The sequence below is a fragment of the Magnetospirillum sp. 15-1 genome (assembly GCF_900184795.1).
Taxonomy (GTDB): Bacteria; Pseudomonadota; Alphaproteobacteria; order Rhodospirillales; family Magnetospirillaceae; genus Phaeospirillum.
The window spans coordinates 42,390-57,623 of record NZ_FXXN01000012.1 but is presented as its reverse complement, the minus strand read 5'-3'; the positions used below and the strand labels follow the sequence as shown (position 1 = coordinate 57,623).

14 protein-coding genes are annotated in these 15,234 nt (G+C 66.0%); 10 read left to right on the top strand and 4 right to left on the bottom strand.

All coding sequences use genetic code 11. The features are described 5' to 3' along the window. The first annotated feature begins 245 nt into the window (after positions 1–245). The 5 genes from CP958_RS01380 (at position 246) to CP958_RS01360 (ending at position 6,478) form a co-directional block, all read left to right on the top strand. Positions 246–1,238 (top strand): PhnD/SsuA/transferrin family substrate-binding protein, encoded by a 993-nt coding sequence (locus CP958_RS01380; RefSeq protein ID WP_096700232.1) that lies wholly within the window; start codon positions 246–248, stop codon positions 1,236–1,238. Between the two features lie 7 nt (positions 1,239–1,245). After that, positions 1,246–2,061 (top strand): ABC transporter permease subunit, encoded by an 816-nt coding sequence (locus CP958_RS01375; RefSeq protein WP_242442678.1) that lies wholly within the window; start codon positions 1,246–1,248, stop codon positions 2,059–2,061. Positions 2,062–2,333: 272 nt separating this feature from the next. Then, the gene (locus CP958_RS01370) at positions 2,334–4,520 is read left to right on the top strand and encodes a TonB-dependent receptor (RefSeq protein WP_197706329.1); all 2,187 of its coding nucleotides are present in this window, start codon (positions 2,334–2,336) and stop codon (positions 4,518–4,520) included. A gap of 15 nt (positions 4,521–4,535) precedes the next feature. Continuing rightward, the gene (locus CP958_RS01365; RefSeq protein WP_242442677.1) at positions 4,536–5,297 is read left to right on the top strand and encodes an ATP-binding cassette domain-containing protein; all 762 of its coding nucleotides are present in this window, start codon (positions 4,536–4,538) and stop codon (positions 5,295–5,297) included. Continuing rightward, positions 5,294–6,478 carry an NnrS family protein gene (locus CP958_RS01360; protein ID WP_096700229.1) on the top strand — a complete coding sequence of 395 codons (1,185 nt, stop codon included), beginning with the start codon at positions 5,294–5,296 and terminating at the stop codon, positions 6,476–6,478. The genes CP958_RS01365 and CP958_RS01360 overlap by 4 nt, the downstream gene beginning before the upstream one ends. Here the strand turns inward: CP958_RS01360 and CP958_RS01355 are convergent. Both CP958_RS01355 and CP958_RS01350 read right to left on the bottom strand, forming a co-directional pair. After that, positions 6,436–7,053 (bottom strand): DUF2478 domain-containing protein, encoded by a 618-nt coding sequence (locus tag CP958_RS01355; protein WP_096700228.1) that lies wholly within the window; start codon positions 7,051–7,053, stop codon positions 6,436–6,438. The genes CP958_RS01360 and CP958_RS01355 overlap by 43 nt on opposite strands. 165 nt (positions 7,054–7,218) lie before the next feature. Next, positions 7,219–7,533, bottom strand: a complete 315-nt coding sequence (locus CP958_RS01350) for a hypothetical protein (protein ID WP_197706328.1) — start codon at positions 7,531–7,533, stop codon at positions 7,219–7,221. 437 nt (positions 7,534–7,970) lie between these two features. Between CP958_RS01350 and CP958_RS01345 the strand changes: the two genes are divergently transcribed. Continuing rightward, entirely contained in the window at positions 7,971–8,327 is a 357-nt protein-coding gene (locus CP958_RS01345; protein ID WP_096700227.1) for a TonB family protein, read from the top strand. Positions 8,328–8,379: 52 nt separating this feature from the next. Here the strand turns inward: CP958_RS01345 and CP958_RS01340 are convergent, their stop codons facing one another. Further along, positions 8,380–9,675, bottom strand: coding sequence for a magnesium and cobalt transport protein CorA (locus CP958_RS01340; RefSeq protein WP_242442676.1), 1,296 nt, complete (start codon positions 9,673–9,675; stop codon positions 8,380–8,382). 216 nt (positions 9,676–9,891) lie between these two features. On the opposite strand from CP958_RS01340, the gene phaP reads away from it, so the two are divergent. Beyond that, on the top strand, positions 9,892–10,293 hold the full coding sequence (gene phaP / locus CP958_RS01335) for a TIGR01841 family phasin (protein ID WP_096700225.1): 402 nt from the start codon (positions 9,892–9,894) through the stop codon (positions 10,291–10,293). Positions 10,294–10,438: 145 nt separating this feature from the next. On the opposite strand, the gene CP958_RS01330 is transcribed toward phaP, so the two are convergent. Continuing rightward, on the bottom strand, positions 10,439–10,600 hold the full coding sequence (locus tag CP958_RS01330) for a TraR/DksA C4-type zinc finger protein (protein ID WP_242442680.1): 162 nt from the start codon (positions 10,598–10,600) through the stop codon (positions 10,439–10,441). A gap of 437 nt (positions 10,601–11,037) precedes the next feature. Here CP958_RS01330 and CP958_RS01325 point away from each other — a divergent pair, with 437 nt between their 5' ends. The 3 genes from CP958_RS01325 to speB are packed head-to-tail and all read left to right on the top strand — an operon-like array spanning position 11,038 to position 14,915. Further along, a complete protein-coding gene (locus CP958_RS01325; protein ID WP_170958792.1) occupies positions 11,038–13,428 on the top strand; it encodes a bacteriohemerythrin in 2,391 nt (796 codons plus the stop codon). A gap of 49 nt (positions 13,429–13,477) precedes the next feature. Then, positions 13,478–14,116 carry a CYTH domain-containing protein gene (locus tag CP958_RS01320; protein ID WP_096700222.1) on the top strand — a complete coding sequence of 213 codons (639 nt, stop codon included), beginning with the start codon at positions 13,478–13,480 and terminating at the stop codon, positions 14,114–14,116. Next, positions 14,022–14,915: an agmatinase gene (gene speB, locus CP958_RS01315; RefSeq protein WP_096700221.1), complete on the top strand. Its 894-nt coding sequence runs from the start codon at positions 14,022–14,024 to the stop codon at positions 14,913–14,915. The genes CP958_RS01320 and speB overlap by 95 nt, the downstream gene beginning before the upstream one ends. The last annotated feature ends 319 nt before the right edge of the window (positions 14,916–15,234 follow it).

The following is a 15,234-nucleotide window of genomic DNA, read 5'->3' as shown; positions in this document are numbered from 1 at the left end:
ACTAAAGCGTGTCTATGCGCCAACAATTATGGCGAATAGCTGTTGACCGGCGTCAATGTTGCGTCACTCACCATATATGTAAGTAGATACTTAGTTGATGCGCATAATGCAGATGATCCTGGAATTACACGCAACATTTTCTGTATTAGACCAGACATAGAATCTTCTGGACCGATTCGTGCGCCGCCTCCCTGTCCATGCCCGGCAGGGAATGGTCGCGTATTGCCTGCGGAAGGACCGAAAACATGCCGAACCTCAGCCGTCGCCTCGCACTCAAGGGCCTGGGCGCCACCATGGCCATCCCGTTGCTGCGCCCCCGGTCTGCGCGTGCCGCCCTGCCCGAGCTGACCCTTTGGGGACCACCGGCCGGACCGTCCATCACCCTGGTCCATGCCATCGCCAACGGCTTCCTGCAAGAGGTCGCCGAAAAGGTGACGTTCAAGTCGTGGCGCTCCCCGGATGAATTGCGGGCCGGTCTTACCTCCAAGACCATGGACGCCCTCATTCTGCCGACCCAGACGGCTGCCAATCTGTTCAATCGGGGGCTGGGCGTGCGGCTGCTCAACGTCATGACCAATGGCCTCCTTCATCTGGTTGCCACCAACCAGGGACTGACCACCGTCGCCTCGCTGCGCGGGCGGACCGTCTCCGTCCCCTATCGCAACGACACGCCGGAGGTGATCTTCCGCCGCATCCTGATCGGCAGCGGCATCGACCCGGAAAAGGATCTGACGCTCCGCTTCGTCGGCTCACCGGTCGAATCGACCCAGTTGCTGGCGACCGGGCAGGTGGACGCCGCCCTGCTGCCCGAACCGGCGGCCACGGCGGCCATTCTTGGAGCCGGCAAGGGCGGGGGCGGCCAGCCGTTGTTCCGAACCATCGACGTGCAAAAGGCCTGGGCCGAAGCCACCGGTCTGTCGGCGGCGGTGCCGCAGGCCGGGCTGGGGATCACCGATTGGTTCGCCGCCGGCCACCAAGACGCCGTCGAGGCGCTGCAAGCCGGTCTGGTCCGGGCCGCCGCCTCGGCCAACGCCAATCCCGAGCAGGCGGCGGAAGAGGCCTTCAAGGAACTGAGGGTTCCGGCTGCGGTGGTGGCGCGCTCGATTCCCTTTACCAACCTGACGGCCCGGCGGGCCTCGGAGATGCGGCCGGTGCTGGAAGGCATCTACCGCGCGGTGGCGGAGTTCGATCCCAAGATCATCGGCGGCAGGCTGCCGTCGGCGGACTTCTATCTCTGACGGGGGCATGATGGGCAGGGCGGTGGTGGATCGTCTGGGGCGGCTGGGTCGCTTCGTCTGGTCGGGATGGGCCGGTCTGACGGGAATGGCCCTGTTCGGCGCCCTGTGGCAGGCGGGCAACGAGCGCTATGGCGATTTCATCATGCCGGCGCCGTTGGCCGTTCTGTCCATGGGCTGGGCTCTGCTGGGGGAGCCGGATACCTGGAGGCTCGCGGCGTTGACGCTGGGCCGCGCCGCCCAGGGCTTCGTGCTGGCCACTTTCGTCGGCATGGCCGGCGGGCTGGCGGCCGGCTACTCCCCCGCCACCATGCGCCTGTCGCGACCGATCCTGACCCTGCTGCTGGGGGTGCCTCCCATCGCCTGGATCGTATTGGCCATGATCTGGTTCGGCTCGACCAACGGCACGGTGGTTGTAACCGTCGTGGTCGCCTGCGCGCCGCTGATCTTCGTCACCACGGCGGAAGGCGCCATGACCCGCGACCGGGGGCTGGACGATATGGCGCGCGTCTTCGGAGCCGGTCCTCTGACCCGCCTGTGGACCATCGGATTGCGCCACGTGGCGGCCTTCGTCTTTCCGTCGCTGACCGTTTCGCTGGGCGGTGCCATCAAGGTGGCGGTGATGGCCGAACTGCTGCTCAACATCGGGGGCATGGGCGGCGCCCTGGCCGTGGCGCGCTCCAACCTGGACGTGGCCGGCGCCCTGGCCTGGATACTGCTGGCGGTGGCCGGGCTGGTGACCATCGAATACCTGCTTCTGCGCCCCCTTCACGCCGAGCTGGAACGCTGGCGCGATGCCGCCCGCCCCTGGGGGGTGAAACGGTGAGGGCCTCCGGATTGGATAGGGTAGGCCTATCGAGAGGCCTGCTTGACGGTCTCGGGTGGCCGGTCTACGAAACGAAATTGCGGATGAGTCTCATTCTCATAATTGAGGGATTTGCTTCCGGACGGCATCCTCGCGCCACGGCAAGGCGCGTGAGGCACCGCATGACACTTCGGGGCGGTAGGCGCGCGGGCGATGCGACCGGCCGCGTCTCTTCATACCAGGGGGCGTCGCGCGGCCCGAACGCGGGCGTTCGCAGACTTGGAGACGGGTAAATGACTTCCAGCAGTGCAGTTGGGGACGGTCGTCGCCGCGCCGTGATGCGGCTCGGCGGCGAAATGATGGCGGTGACGGCCACCGCAATGGTGGCGGCGGTGATGCCGGTCGGTGCGTTGGCGCAATCGGTGACGCCGGGATCGGTGGTCTACCTTGAAACCGTCACCATCGAGGGCAAGCGCGAAACTCCCGAGGGCTTGGCCCGCCAGCGTCTCGAGGCCATTCCGGGCGGTACCGCGCTGGTGACCGCCGAGCAATTGGAGGGCAAGGCCGTGGTCGGGGTGGGTGACGCCCTTTCCGGCGTGCCGGGCGTGGTGGTGCAGGGCTTCTTCGGCGGCAACGACCAGCCCCGCGTCGAGATTCGCGGATCGGGCATGCAGCAAAATCCCGCCCAGCGCGGCCTGCTGGCCCTGCAGGACGGCCTGCCCATCAACCGGGCCGACGGCTCGTACATCGTCGGCTTCGCGGCTCCCCGGCAAGCCGACCGGATCGAAGTCTATCGCGGCTATGCCTCGAACCGACTGGGCGCCACGGTTCTGGGCGGCGCGCTCAACTTCGTCTCGCCCACCGGCTCCTCGACGCCGGGCGCCGCCGCCAGCTTCGAAGGCGGCAGCTACGGCCAGATCAACGCCACCGCCCAGGTGGGCGGCCAGATGGATAATCTGGATGCCCTGGTGATGGTGGACCGCAGCCAGCGCGACGGCTATCGCAACTACAACAGCTCGGACCGGACGGGCTTCAGCGCCAATGCCGGCGCCAAGCTCTCCGACGTGGTCACCACCCGATTGTATGCCGGCTATACCGATCTGGCCTTCGACATTCCGGGGCCGATCCCCAAAAGCGTGATGGAGAACCAGCCGAAATCGGTGGGCGTCGGCATCAACATCCTGCGTGACCAGCCCCGGCGCGACGCTACTCAATTCCGGCTGGGCGACCGCACCACCGCCGCCCTGGGCGACCACATCCTGGACGTGGCGGCCGGCTACACCCGCACCGACGACGAATTCAGGGCGCCGGTATCGGCGGGCGTGCAGGTCACCGGCGGCGACGATTTCACGGCGGTGGTCCGCCATGCCTACGCGCCGGACGCCAGCCAGCCGCTGCCGCTGATCGAGACCAGCGTACGCTATGTTGTCGGCAATGCGGATCGGGAATACTACCATAACAAGAGGGGAGGCCGGGGCGCGCTGTTCGGCCGCAACGAACTCGACGCTACGACGCTGGCCGCCAATACCGGCGCCAATCTGCCGTTCGCCGAGAAGTTCACCCTGTCGCCATCCCTGGCCTTCGCCTACGCCACCCGCGACAACAAGGATCAGCTGGGCGCCGCCGCCCGCGCCACCTACAACGCCAGCACCGGGGCGGTAGGCTCCACGGCCGGACGGGACACCAGCTATTCGCGCGAGTATGCCGGTTTCGCTCCCAGCCTGGCCCTATCCTACCGCCCGATCCAGAACCACATGGTGTTCGGCGCGGTCAGCCGCAATTTCGAGCCGCCCTCCCACGACGACCTGCTGGGAACCAGCGGCGGAACGGCCAATTCGGGTCCGACCTCGTTCGTCACCAAGGATATCAAGGCCCAGACCGGCACCACCATCGAGGCGGGCTGGCGCGGCCAGGCCGGCATCGTCGGCATCGACGTGGTCGGCTATCATTCGTGGCTGGAAAAGGAGATCCTCAGCCTGCGCGACAGCACGGGGGCGTCGCTGGGCGCCTTCAATGCCGACCGCACCCGCCATCTGGGCGCCGAGGTGGGCGGCACGGCGCAGCTGACCGAGCAGCTTGGCGTCCGTCTGGCCTATACCTATCAGGATTTCCGTTTCGACGATGACCCGGTGCGCGGCAACCGGCGTCTGGCCGGGGCGCCGAGCCATCAGGTCAACACGGTGGTGCAGTACGACCTGACGCCGGCCTGGACGACTCAGGCCGAGGTCGCCTGGGTACCGGTCAAGACCCCGGTGGATAATATGAACACCCTGTGGGCCGATCCCTATGCCACGGTGGCCATGCGCAGCTCCTACGCCGTGACCGAGAAGATCAAGGTCTACGGCGAGGTCCGCAACCTGCTGGACAAGACCTACACCACCGCCACCCAGATCGTCGATCAGGCGTCGTCGTCGGCCCAGCCGGCGTTCCTGCCGGCCGACGGTCGATCCTTCTTCGCCGGTATCAAGGCGAAGTTCTAGGAAGAGGAAATGGTCATGGACCCGACGTCACCCCAGTTGGCCCTTCGCCAGATCGACCACGCCTATCTCGGCCGTACGGTCATCGGCGGGGTCAGCCTGGAGGTGACGGCCGGTGAAGTGGTCGCCCTGGTCGGTCCCTCCGGCTGCGGCAAGAGCACCCTGGCGCAGATCGCCGCCGGGGTGCTGACGCCGCTGCGCGGGCGGGTCGAGCGCCGCTACCGTCGCCATGGCATGGTCTTCCAGGAGCCGCGCCTGCTGCCTTGGGCGACCGCCGGGGACAACATCGCCTACCCGCTGCGGGCGGGCGGGATGGGGCGGCGGGAACGGCGCCTGAAGGTGGAAGCGGCGGCGGCCCGGGTGGCGCTCGATTCCGCCGATCTCGGAAAGTATCCCGTGGAACTGTCGGGAGGCATGCGGCAGCGCACCGCCATCGCCCGCGCCCTGGCGGTCGAGCCGGACTTCGTCTATTTCGACGAGCCCTTCACCGCCTTGGACGTGGCCTTGAAGCGGCGGATGCAGGATCTGGTCATCGCCGCCGCCCGCGCCGCCCATTTCGGGGCCTTGTTCATCACCCACGACCTGATCGAGGCGGTACGGGTCGCCCATCGCGTCGCGGTGATGGACCTGCACGGCCGCGGCATCAACGGCGAGCGCCGGATTCCCGGCCAGCCCGGCGAGCGCGACGATGGCGAGCTCTACCGCCTGGTCACCCGCTTCCTGGCCGAGGATGACCTGTTCCGCCACATCCACGACGTGGACGAGAGACGATTGCCATGATCCGCCTGTCCCATCTTGGCATCCTCGGTGACGAGGGGCTGCGACTGTTCTTTCCCCTGGCGGCGCTGCACGCCATTGTCTGGCCGCTGCTGTGGACGGGGGGGCACGGCCTCGGCATGCCGGTGGCAGGGCAAATTCCTCCATCGGCATGGCATGCCGGAGAGATGCTGTTCGGCACCTACGGTGCGGCCTTGCTGGGCTTCATCACCACCGCGGTGCCGGAATGGACGGACACGCCGCCGTTGCGCCGCCGGCCGCTGTTCCTGCTGGCCGGATCGTGGGGTATCGGCCGGCTGGCCGGCTTCGTCGGCAGCGACCTGCTGGCGGTGGCCGGCGGCGTGGCCGACATCCTCTGGCTGGGAGCGCTGGTGGTCTACTGCGCGGCATGCTGGCGGAGCAAGCCGTCGGCCCGTCTGTTCGGCCCGCTGTTCTGGCTGATCCTGCTGACCATCGCCGGAGCCGTGACACGGTCGGCGTTCATGGCCGGAAGCGGCGCCCTGGCCCAGAAAGGGCTGCTGATTTCCGGATTGTTGTTCGTCGGCCTGCTGGGGCTGGTGCTGGCCCGGGTCACCGTGCCGGTCACCAACATGGTGCTCGATCCCAGCCGCGAGACGACTCCCTTCCGCCCCCATCCGGGGCGTCTGAATCTGGCGCCCGGTCTGGTCCTGGTGGCGGTTGGCGGCATCCTTGCCGGCTGGTCCCAGGCGGTGACGGGCTTTCTGCTGGTGGCGGCGGGGGCGGCGTTCCTCGACCGCATGGCCGATTCCTTCGTCGGGCGCGAGACGTTCCGCGCCGAGATTCTGGCCCTGATGGGCGCCAGCCTGTTGAGCGGGCTGGGACTGATCCTGGCCGGTGCCGCCCGGCTCGGCGCGCCGCTACCGGAAATTCCCGCGCTGCATCTGGCGTTCATCGGCGGGCTGGGGCTCGGCGTGCTGGCGGTCTTCTCCATCGCCAGCCTGATGCACACCGGGCGGACCCTGCCGGTGCCGCGAGCCGTGCCGCTGGCCCTGGGCCTGGCGGTGGCCGCCGTAATCCTGCGGACCCTGCCGCCGCTCGGCCTGGTGCCCTGGCCGCCCGGACCGGCCCACCTGCCGGCGGCCATATTGTGGTCGGCGGCCTTCCTGGTGTGGCTGCGCGCCTATTGGCCGGTTCTCTCCACCCCAAGGCCGGAGGGAACCTGAGGCGGAACCCCGCATCTCTCCATCGCCCTGCCGGCCTGAACCCGGCGCCACCACTCCGCCATCTCCTCAGGGGCCGGCCCCAGGATGGAGGCGGTATCCCCCATGAGGTCGTTCCAGCGGTCCAGGCGGTCTTCGCGGATGGTGGTCAGGATGGGAATGCCGGCGGCGGCGGCGGTGACCATCTCGTGGGCGAGGCCGCCCCCCTGGCCTTCCAGCTTGCCGAATTTGTTGACGATCAGCAGATCGACCGCCTCGGCCATGGCGCGGCGCAGGACACCGCTGGCTTCGGCGATGGCCGCCGGGTCGATCCGGCATCCCTCGGACTCGCGGCCCAGGTCCTGGGAAACCCGGAAGTCCGCGCCGGTTCCCAGGTCCGCCAGGAAGATGTCTCCGGCGCAGCGGCGGTCGGCCGCCGCCCGTCGCTGAACCAGTCCGCCGACCCTGACGCCGCTTCGGGCCAAATTCCGGGCGAAGGCCGTCACCATGTCGTTGATTCCCTGGCCGCGCGGGTAACAGACTGCCGCGACCGCTATGGGCGGATCGGCCACCATGATCGCGCTGCCATCGAACGTCATCGCCTGTCTCCCCGGCCAGGGGCCGGCTCCAATCGTCAATCCCGGATTCAACCGTACAGGCGGCGGCCGTTCCGGGGCAAGAATATTGTTTACCAGGTAAACATCTTGGGGCGGGCGGGGCGATGTGCCGGATGGCTCGGTCCGGTATTACCGGAGGGGATGGCTTCACACCGGGAAAACGTAGCGGCCCAGCAGCCCCACCCAGATGATGAAGCCGAACAGGCTGAGGACGTAGACGGCGGCCAGCTTGCCGATTCCCTGGCTCCACAATGTGCGGAAATTGGACAGCAGGCCGATGGAGAAGAAGGTCAGGATGAAGAAGATCACCCGAAAGCTGCCCGCTTCGGCCAGCGCCGGTGGCAGCGCGAACACGCCGAATTCGGGAAAGGCCGCCAGTTCCGAGGCCAGCGCCAACGCGGCGCCCTCCAGGGCCAGGCCGAGGCGGCGTTGAAGCGGATCGAAACCCTGGTGCTCAAGCATGAAGACGAATTTACCCGCGTCCTCTCGTCCGACGAGCGACGGTCGCTTATCGATCTGCTGATACGGCTGTATCGCCAGGAACCGGGCGGGGTGGGGAGCGGAGATTCCGATTTGTGTCGCGCGTCCTGACGCTCGGACTCGAACCCGGACGTGAAACCTTTGAAGCCAGGGGCGGTGTTTCCGTCGCGTAATTCTCTGGCCGGGGGCGCCGACCGGTGATACGTTATACTTAATTTGATATAGCGACGTGTCGCTACGGGCACGAAAAGCATGCCTATCCTCGGGGGGCGATCGGCCTTCAGCGCCCTCCCGAGAGCGCCACCGGATCGACATGACGCGATGGCGCAGCCTCCCGTAACTGAGGCCGCACTCTGGCCGGGTGGTTTTGGCCATCCGGCCGCTTTTTTTTTGGACAAGCCCAAGACAGAGATACCGCCATGACGAGCATATTGCACCGCCTCCCCTCGCCATTCGCCCTGATGCGAAACGGGGCATCGAGCGAGGCTCTTGACCGCTATCTGGATAAGGTCGGGCAGAAGCTGCGGGCCAATCAGGAATATCCGTCCATGGCTCGCCGGACGAACCTTGCCGGTACCGTCCATATTCGCCTGCATATCGACAGTCATGGCACGGTCGATGGCCGGACCATTTCCGTGACCCGCCGCAGCGGCGCCGAGATTCTCGACGAGGCGGGACTTGCCGCGGTCCGGCGAGCCGCGCCATTTCCGCCCCCACCGGGCGGCGAAAGCCTGCTGATCGTCGTGCCGGTGGTGTTCGGGCCTTGTTCCGGGTGAATGCGGGGTGGCCGGATATTTCCGGGGCCAGCCGGCCCTTCGCCGGCGGTCGTCAGGCCTTTGCCGCCTTCCTGGCGTTCCTGGCCTCGAACACCTTCAAGATCGTGTAGGTTCCCCATCCCACCAGGATCATCCCGGCGGTGAAGGCGCCGTAGGACAGGGGCCAGGGAATGCCCTGGGTCATCATGGAGAACTCGGACATTCCACCGATGCCGGCCAGGACGTTGAGCGGCATGAACACCACACCGGCCACCGTCAGCTGGGAGACGCGGCGGTTCTGGTTGATGTTGATGAAGCCCACCGTCGCGTCCATCAGGAAATTGATCTTCTCGAACAGGAAGGCGGTATGGGTGTTGAGGGATTCGATGTCGCGAATGATCTCGCGGGCATCCTCCATCTGGGTGGACCGGAGCTGCCTGCCCCGCAGCAGGAACGATACCGCCCGCTGGGTATCGAGCATGTTGCCACGAATCCGGCCGTTGAGATCCTCTTCCTCGGCGATGTTTCCCAGGATGCGGGCGGCATCGGAATCGCTGACATTCTCGCTCAGCACCTTGCGGCCGACCCGGCGCAGCGTCTCGTAGGTGCCTTCAAGGGCGTCGGCGGAATATTCCACGTCGGCCCCGTAAAGGGCCAGCAGCAGGTCCTTGCAGTCGGATATCTCACCCGGCTGGTTGCGCATGCGCAGCCGCTGCAGGCGAAATACCGGCAGCTCCTCGCTGCGCACCGTGAACAGGATCTCGGCATGGACGATGAACGCCACCGGCACGCTGCGGGAATGGCCGTCGCGGTCGAGCAGGAAGTTGGAGTGAAGGTGGAGTTCGCCGTTCTCTTCCACATAGAAGCGGGCGCTGACCTCCAGATCGGTAAGGTCCTCGGGATCGGGCAAGTCCAGGCCGAAATGCCGGCCGAGCCAGCCCCGCTCCGACTTGGAGGCGCCGAGGACATCGATCCAGATCGGCTGCAACCGTTCCATCTCGCTGCGGGATACCACCTGGACGATGCGCATCCGGCCATCGACAAGTTCGCACGCTGTGACCTCGCCACGGTGGAACTGCGGCTCGACGTTTCCCGCCAGGTGCTCGCCGAGTACGCCAGACACCTCCCACAGCACATCGTTCATGCGGTCCTGGGCCACATGGCGCCACAGCAGCTTGGCGTCGTCGGGCGAGACGCTCTCCAGCGTGCGGCCGATCTCGCCCGACGACAGCCGGGACAGCAGCATCCGCAGTTCGGCGACATGCTGATTCTGCACGACTGCTTCGACCAGCTCGGGGCGCCGCGAGGGCTGCGCCCGCAGCATGTCCTCGATGATTCGGTGCTTGTTCAGCAACTCGGTGACCGCCATTTGCGACATCGGTCCTCGCGGGGAATATGGAAGGCTAAGGACCATGCTGAACCGACTCGTCGGATTCAAGGGCGCCTTTCATCTGCGGGAAACTTGTCACCGAACGGTCATCGGCCAGTCGTTTGGCGCCTTCCGATGACACTAAACATTCATCAATCTTCGAAGGTCACCTATCGATAATGCCCCCGGCTATGACATTCGGGGTGGAGGTGATTCGTGCTGCAGAATTTCTGGATCGGAACCGATTTCGCCAAGTTGCTGTCTTCGCTGCCCGTTTCCAACGAAAGCGTGAAGACCATGCTGGAAAGCCAGATGAAGAACCTCGCGGCACTGGAAGAGGCAAATCAGCACGCCATCGATGCGTTCCACGCGGTCTTCAACCGGCAGAATGAGATTCTCCACGCCGCCATCCGGGAGAGCGCCGAACTGGTCTCCACCCCCGAGGCTACGTTTTCCAAGCAGGCCGAGATCGCCAGGACGGCCACCGAACACACCTTGGAAAACCTGTGTCGGATGTCCGAGATGCTTGCCGCCGCGTCGGAAAAGGCCGCCGCGATCCTGAACCAGCGGGTGAAGGAGAATATGGAGGAACTCAAGACGATCACCGGTCCAAAGTAATCCAGGACGACCGCGACCGAGGCGCTTGCCATGCACGACAGCGTCCGCTTGGCGCTCCAGTCCTTTTGTGGGGCGAAAGGCTTGATACCTGCCACCTTGAAGAAGGCGTGGCGCTGCTCGCCGCCTGCGATATGCTCCTCGCCGATCAGGCCCGCCGAGGCCCGCACAACCGGGCATAGCGTTCCGCCGCCTCTTCCTCGGCCGCGCAAAAGCTGCAGTGTCGGGCATGAGGATTGACGGCAATTCGCTGGGGCTCGATCGGTTCGTAGCAGGTCTTGCAAACTCCAGACGAGCGCGGACCTGCCATCCTGTCCAGAACGGCCCTCAGCGCCACGTTCCTGAAGGCTTCGATTCGTTCCGCAGCGCAATCGATGTCGTCCAAGGCACAGCCTCCATCCCGAATACAGAAAAATCACATCACCCTGAGGAAAGAGCCATCGGACGGAAAGTGATTATTTGGTGACGGAGTCGATGACGCCGCTGACACAAAGATGAAACACTACATTAACGTAATATTAACCCACACTTTCGTCTGGCCTTCTAAGAATACGCCCCAGGTTCATTGGGCACAGGCTGGCACGGTGCCGGCTGAACGCCTGGGAATTTGGAAAGAAGACCAGGATGACGGAGCCAGCCGTAACCACCTTCGCTGCGTCGATTCGGCGCAGCTTTGCCCTTCCAGACACAGCCTCGATCCGCAAGGCCTTGTCCTGGGGCAGGCTTGGTCTGGCCTCGCGGGATGGGATGGCCGCATCCTGGCATAGCGGCGACATCCCCCTGCTGCGCGATATCAGCATCCAGGCGCGCTTCACCATCCTGATCGGACTGGTCGCCGTGGCCGGCGTACTGCTGGGGGCGGTCTATGGGCTGAGCGAGCGCCAGATTTCGGGAGCCATTGCCGAACAGGCCGACTACCAGCGGCTCTGGGAGCAATCCAGCCACATCCGGGCGGGAGCGCTGGCCATGCAGACCGCCGCAAATGGCCTGACCGCCGAGCGCCGCCCCGAGTTCATCGACGATTTCGAGACCCGCTACCGCCAGGTGGATGGCGCCCTGAGCGCGATCAAGGCCTCGACCGCCGCCGCCGGTCACCGGGCCGAGGTCGAGGGCCTGGAAACGGCCATCAGCCAGACCGCCGCACAGTTCAAGATCGTCGCCGACGCCACTCTCACTCTCGGCCTGACGGAAGGCGACGGTCTGCGGGGCCAACTCCGCGCCGCGGTCAAGGCCATCGAGGGCGAGTTGGGCATGTGGCCCAACACCGACGACCTGAAGGTCCGCATGCTCCGCCTGCGCGATGCGGAAAAGGACTTCATGCTCTACCAGGACGAGACCTATCTCGGCAAAGGCAGGGGGCTGGCCGCCCAGTTCGATATCGGCATCGATTCCGCCTCCCTGCCCAATTCCACCAAGGACGACTTTCGCGCCATGGCGACGCGGTATTCGACGATCATGGCGTCCTACGGCAAGGCCGATCTCGACCGGCAAACCCAGATCGCGACATTGCGAACCATGTTCGCGGCCTTGCAGCCCCGTATCCACGCTTTCGCCGGCATGGCCCAGTCCGGCATGGCCGAGGCCACCCTGCGCCAGGACCGGACGCGCAATCAGGCTGCCGTGACGATCGCCGCGATGGGCGTCCTGACGCTGCTGGCCATCGTGGCCATGGGCGTCGTCTCCGGGCGCTCCATCGGCCGGCCGGTCTTGCTGATGGAAGAGGCCATGAGCCGTCTGGCGGCGGGCAACAACCAGATCAAGATCCCCGGCGTGCACCGGGCCGACGAGGTGGGGCTGATGGCCAAGGCGGTCCAGGTCTTCCGGGACAACGCCCTCAAGATGGAGGAACTGCGGGTCCGCCAGGAGGCCGATCAGGCCGCCAAGGAATTGCGTAGCCAGCAACTGGAGGCCCTGATCTCCGGCTTCGATTCCGATGTGGCCGCCATCATTCGCGGCGTGGCCAATTCGGCCGGCCATACCGAAGCCACCGCCCGCGACATGGAGGCCTTCGCCTCCCAGACCGTGCAGAGGATGCGCGACGTCGACCGGTCCTCGGGGGCGGCAACCGCCAATGTTCAGGCCATGGCGGCGGCGGCCGAGCAATTGGCCTATTCCATCGAGGAAATCTCGGCCCGGGTGAACGAGGCGTCCCAGGTCGCCGTCACCGCCGCCGACAACGCCAGGCGGACGGACGGCATCGTCCAGTCGCTGTTCGAGGCCTCCAGCCGGATTGGCACCGTGGTCACCTTCATCCAGACCATCGCCAACCAGACCCGCCTGCTGGCATTGAACGCCACCATCGAGGCCGCTCGGGCCGGCGAGCACGGCCACGGCTTCACCGTCGTCGCCCACGAGGTCAAGCAACTGGCCGACAAGACCACCCAGGCCACCGCCGAGATCGCCCAGCAGATTTCCTCGGTCCAGGCGGCCGGCAAGGCCGCCGTCGAGGCCATCGGTGAAATCTCGGCCCTGGTGACCAGCGTCAACCAGATCTCGGGCTCCATCGCCGCCGCCGTCGAGGAGCAGGGCTCCGCCACCAAGGAGATCGCCCGCTCGGCCCAGGAGGCGGCCCAGGGCACCTCCCTGGTGGCCTCCTCCATCAATTGGGTGGTCGGAGAGGCGGCGCAGATGCAAGCCTCCGCCTCGGCCATGCTGGATACCTCGACGCGGATGACCGGCCAGTCCGAAGTCCTGCGCGCCACGGTGGACAACTTCCTGATGGGGGTCCAGGACGGCATGCCCAGCTTGAAATGGGGCGACAACTGGCTGACCGGCAATGCGGTGATCGACGCCGATCACGAGAGGCTGGTGCATTATGTCAACGCGCTGAGCGCCGCCATGATGCAGTCCAAGGGACGCGACGTGCTGGGCGGCATCCTGGACAATCTGACCTCCTATACCTCCGAGCATTTCGCCAGGGAGGAGCGGATCTGGGCCGAGGGCGGGCTGCCCAGTCTGGCGGGACACCGCCAGACCCACCGGGACCTTCTGGACAAGGTCGGCGGCTTCATCGAGGATTTCCGCGGCGGCAAGGCCACCTTGTCCATGGAGATGCTGGCCTTCCTGCGCGAATGGTTGACGGAACACGTCTTCAAGACCGACAAGGCGGCCGTCGCGGCGCTTGCGCCGCGCGGATGATCGGGTGGATACTCGCCGCCTCCATTCGGCGCGATGGGTGGGCCGGACCATGGCGAATCTGATCCTCGGCACCGAGACGGAACGCAAGTTCCTGGTTCATGACGGGTGGCCCCGGCAGGCCCCGGGGCGTCTGATCCGCCAGGGCTATTTCCCCGCCGCTTCCGGCATCACCCTGCGGGTGCGCTGGACCGAGTCCCGAGGGACCATCACCGTCAAGACCCCCGTCGTCGCCGGCACCCGCTGGGAGGCGGAATATCCGATCCCTCCAGAGCAGGCCGAGGCTCTGCTGGGCCTGTGCCCCCTCCGGCCGGTGGAGAAATTCCGTCACGACTGGAGCGAGGGCGGGCTGCATTGGGAAATCGACCGGTTCCTCGGCCGCCATGCCGGCCTGTGCCTGGCCGAAGTGGAACTGATGCATCCCTGGCAGGCCGTTCCCAAGCCGGCTTGGGTGGGAGAGGATGTGACCCGGGTCCAGGCCTTTCACAACAGCGTCATTGCCCGAACGGAATCGGTGATGGAGGTTCTGAGCCTGTGGGGTAGGCTAAGGACGGCAAAGCCCGCCGGAGCGGGCGAAACGTTCAAGGGAGGAAAGCGTGCCGCCGACATTTTCCCTGCCGCCGAGTTTCCTCGGCGGGTGCACGTCGGACCCGAACTCCGCAACCTTCTGCATCGCTGGCATTCCCTTTGATCTCGGCGTGACCAACCGTTCCGGCGCCCGCGAGGCGCCGTACGCGGTGCGCCGGGCCAGCCGCATGCTGGCCGATGGCGCCAACCCGGCCGGCTGGACCGATCCCGCGAACATTGCCATCGCCGATATCGGCGATTTCTCCCTGGCGCTCGGCGATATCCCCCTGTCGCTGGAGATGATCGAGCGACAGGCCGGCGGCATCGGCCATCTGCTGGCCATCGGCGGCGACCATACCGTCACCCTCGCCTTGCTGCGCGCCTTGGCCAAGCGGACCGGCCCGGTCGGGCTGATCCACTTCGACGCCCATATCGACACCTGGCCGGACAATTTCGGCCAGCCCCTGGCCCATGGCTCGCCGTTCTTCCACGCTATCGAGGAGGGGCTGGTCGACCCCCGGCGCATGATCCAGATCGGTATCCGCTCCCCCATGCCCCGGGACGTGCACGACTGGACGCTGGCGCGGGGCGTCACCATCGTTACCGCTGAACAGGTCCACCTTCAGGGGCCGGAAGGAGTGGCCGATGCCATCCGCCGGGTGGTCGGCGACGGCCAGACCTATTTCAGCTTCGACATCGACGCCATCGATCCGGGACAGGCGCCGGGTACCGGCACGCCCGAGGTGGGGGGGCTGTTCACCTGGCAGGTGATGGCCATCTTGCGCCGCCTGGCGGGGATTGATTTCGTCGGCATGGACGTGGTTGAAGTGGCGCCGGCCTATGACGTTTCCGAGATCACCGCCTTGGCGGCGGCCTCCATCCTGTGGCAGTACCTGACTCTCCAAGCCCCTGGAAAATTGTAATAATTCTCCATATTGCGCCCTGCCGGGGGAGGGGCTAAAGTCACATTAGTGACGCACACGCACGTGCCGATGGCCCTTGGTAGGTTATGCGACGACGATCGCGTCCTTTTTGGAGGAGCCGGCAGAAATGGGCCGGTACCCGAAAGGGAGGTGGACATGTTGACGACCCACGTCTTGGGCGCGATCTCCCAATTCAATCCTGAACGTCGCCTCAGTATGTGAGGACGGTTTCGGTGTTCGTCTGATCGAACATCCGCCGTCCACATGCTGAAGGTTTCCGTTTCCCCGGCTCGGTCCGGGGAACGGATGGATTCATCCC